Genomic DNA, 3,333 nt, shown 5'->3' with positions numbered 1-3,333 from the left:
CTGCGCTTCGGGTGTTCGCCGGCCGTGTCCGGGTAGGCGAGCGCATCGGCCAGGCTTCCCATCGGCAGGTAGCTGCGCTGCGGCACGAAGAGCATCCGCGCGCGAGGCCGCTCGATGGTGCCGCTGCCGAAGTCCCACAGGCCGGCCAGCGCGCGCAGCAGGGTGCTCTTGCCCGCACCGGAGGGGCCCCGCAGCAGCCAGCGCTCGCCGGGTGCGATGCGCAGGTCGGGCACGCGAAGCAGCGTGGCGCCGCCGGGCAGGGCCAGTTGCAGGCCGTGCGTCGCCAGCACGGAGCCGGCCCCGGCTCGCCACTGGATTCCTTTGGACGGCGTGGCAGGCACGGTGGCGAGCACGTCGCGCAACTCGGCCAGCCGGTTCACCGTGGCGCGCCATTCCGCCAGCGTGCCGTAGCTGTTGATGAACCAGGACATCGCTCCGCTCACCGTGTCGAAGGCCCGGCTGATCTGCATCAGCACCCCGAAGCTGTAGGCGCCCGCGAAGTACCGCGGCGCCGCCAGCGCGAGCGGCAGCACCACGGCCACCTGCGCGTACAGCGAGTTCACCAGCGTGAGGCGCTTGGTGTAGCGCATCACCATCCGCCAGTTGTCCTGGATGCGGCCGAACAGGGTGGCGGACTGGGCGGCTTCGGCCCGTGCGCCGTCGTACAGTGCGATGGGCTCCGCGTTTTCGCGCACCCGCACCAGGCCGAAGCGGAAGTGCGCCTCCACCTGCTGCTGGCGGTAGTTCACGGCCACGAGGCGGTGGCCGAAGGCCTGCATGGCGACCGAGCCCACCAGGGCATAGGCCGCAGCGGCCCAGACCATGTAGCCCGGAATGGTGGCGCTGTAGCCCGCCACATGCACCAGCAGCGGCCCGCCCACCGACCAGAGGATCACAACGAACGAACCGAGGGTGACCACCGTGGACAGCAGGTCCAGCGTCAGCGCGAGGGTGGTGGTCGCCAGGCTGCTGAGGTCATCGGCGATGCGCTGGTCCGGGTTGTCGGCCAGCCGGTCGCGCTCGATGCGGTAGAACGCGTTGCCGTGCAGCCACCGCTGCAGGTAGTCGGTCGTGAGCCACCGGCGCCAGCGAAAGCCCAGCATCTGCTTGAAGTACAGCGCATACACGGCCAGGACGATGTAGGCCAGCGCCAGCCCGGTGAACAGCAGCAGCAGGGGCCCGAAACGGGCAGTGTCCCGCGCTTCCAGGGCGTTGAAGAAGTCCGCGCTCCAGGCGTTGATGCGCACGTTGATGTACACGATGCCCAGGTTCATCGCCACGATCAGTGCCAGCAGGCCCCGCGCGGGCCAGCGCTCCTGCGAGAACCAGTAGGGGCGGATCAGTGACCAGGCGGACGTCTTGGCAAGCGGGGGATGGGGCATCGAGGGCGCGATCGTTGTGGGGGAATGGCCAGTGTGCCGCGCGCGCCGGGCGGCTGGCTTAGCCGGGCCTTAAACGCGCTCCCGTGCATCGCTGCGTGCTTTGTTGCGTGCGAGGTGCCGGCACCTGTCCACCGCCTGACATTCGCTGCGGGCCACAGGCCCTAAGATTCCGCCCGGGCCGGCCGCCAGCGTGCGAGCGGGCCTTTCAGACCGTGAACCGATTGAAAAAAGGAACAGCGATGACGGAGACGACGACGGCAGCGGCCGCAGAGGTGTTGGCCCAGGTGCGCGGGCAGGTGGGGTTCCTCACCCTCAACCGCCCCCGGGCACTGAATGCGCTGTCGCTGGGCATGGTGCGCGCGCTCATGGAGACCCTGCTGGCCTGGCAGGACGACGAGCGCATCCTGGCGGTGGCCATTCGCGGCAGCAACAAGGAAGGCCCGTTCGGCGCCTTCTGCGCGGGCGGCGACATCCGCTTTCTGCACCAGGCGGGCAGCCAGGGCGATCCGAGGCTGGAGGATTTCTTCACCGAGGAATACGCGCTCAATCACCTGATCCACCACTACGGCAAGCCCTACATCGCGTTCATGGACGGCATCGTGATGGGCGGCGGCATGGGCATCAGCCAGGGGGCCAGCCTGCGCATCGTGACCGAGCGCACGAAGATGGCCATGCCCGAGACGGCCATCGGCCTGTTTCCGGACGTGGGGGGCGGCTACTTCCTGTCGCGTTGCCCGGGACACGCCGGCGAATGGATGGGCCTGACGGGGGACACCATCGGCGCGGGCGATGCGGTGGCGCTGGGCCTGGCCGACGGATGCCTGCCGTCCGATCGGCAGGCGGCGGTCTGGGATGCGCTGGGCACGGAGTCCTTCACCGACGCAGCGGCGGTGCAGGCATCGATTGCTACTAAATTTGTAGCACAAGAGGCAATGAGTACTAGGGCATCGGCCGAAATCGATCGATATTTCGCGTTGGACAGCGTCCAGGCCATCATGGCGGCCCTGGAGGCCGCCGGCACCGATTGGGCCCGCACCACGGCAGCCACCTTGCGCAAGCGCTCGCCGCTCATGCTGCACGTGGTGCTGGAGCAGATCCGCCGCGCCCGCGGCATGGACCTTGCCGCCGATCTGCGCATGGAGCGCGACATGGTGCGCCACTGCTTTTTCCTGCGCCCCGGCCAGAGCGAAACGGTCGAAGGCATCCGGGCTCTGGCAGTGGACAAGGACCACACCCCACGCTGGAGTCCAGCGCGCATCGAGGACGTGGTGCCGGAGATGGTGGCGCCGTTCTTCGAGAGCCCGTGGCCGGCCCATGCCCACCCGCTGGCCGCGCTGCGCTGAGCGCGGCCATCACAACTGCGGATGCACCGCCGTCGCCAGCCCCAGCAGGGCGGCGCGCGGCAGGGCGCCGCTGAGCGCATAGCCGAAGCCGCCATCCGTCCAGTAAAAGCAGGGCACCGGGCCGTCCGCATCGAAGCGGAAAGCCGTGTCGGCGGCGCCGGGCTGGCCCGCCGCCAAGGCGCCGAGGTACAGGGTGATGCGCTCTCCGGCGGCGTTCTGGTACATGAACTGGGCCCGCGCGCCCGTGTCTCCCGGCAGCAGCCGCCCTCCCACCAGCTCGTACCCCTGGGCCGCCAGCACGGGAATCCTGAGCTGCCGCCCCAGCCGCTTGGACAGCCATTGCACCAGATGCTCCTGCTGGGCGGCGGCCACCTCCACGGGGTGCCGCTGCTCCGGCTGGTACACCGCGTGCGCCACGGCGGCCTGTTGCGCGAATCGGCGGGCGACGGCAGGTGCGGCATCGGCCATGCGGCCGGCGGCCTGGCCGCGGTGGTCGGTGGGCCATTGCCCATGCACGGTCCAGCCCAGGCCGAAGGCAAGGAGCAGCGAGGCGGCCATGCCGCCGAGGCGCCACCAGCGGGCAGCGTGCTCCCTCACGGCCTCCAGGA

3 protein-coding genes are annotated in these 3,333 nt (G+C 69.9%); 1 reads left to right on the top strand and 2 read right to left on the bottom strand.

Going from position 1 to position 3,333, the window contains the following annotated elements:
* Window positions 1-1,382: ABC transporter ATP-binding protein/permease (locus AC27IQ_RS20895; RefSeq protein ID WP_487090637.1), on the bottom strand; the 1,382-nt coding region annotated here is incomplete at its 3' end.
* A gap of 239 nt (window positions 1,383-1,621) precedes the next feature.
* Here AC27IQ_RS20895 and AC27IQ_RS20890 point away from each other — a divergent pair.
* Window positions 1,622-2,725 (top strand): enoyl-CoA hydratase/isomerase family protein, encoded by a 1,104-nt coding sequence (locus AC27IQ_RS20890; protein WP_487090636.1) that lies wholly within the window; start codon window positions 1,622-1,624, stop codon window positions 2,723-2,725.
* Window positions 2,726-2,734: 9 nt separating this feature from the next.
* Here AC27IQ_RS20890 and AC27IQ_RS20885 read toward each other — a convergent pair.
* On the bottom strand, window positions 2,735-3,333 hold a 599-nt coding region (locus AC27IQ_RS20885; RefSeq protein ID WP_487090635.1), incomplete at its 5' end, for an anti-sigma factor family protein.

It is taken from the genome of Acidovorax sp. KPB24-07 (assembly GCF_057543315.1).
This window is presented reverse-complemented; position numbering and strand designations above follow the sequence as displayed.

Coding starts and splice junctions, on each gene's coding strand:
- AC27IQ_RS20890 (WP_487090636.1), top strand. CDS start 1,622: ATGACGGAGACGACGACGGCAGCGGCCGCAGAGGTGTTGGCCCAGGTG.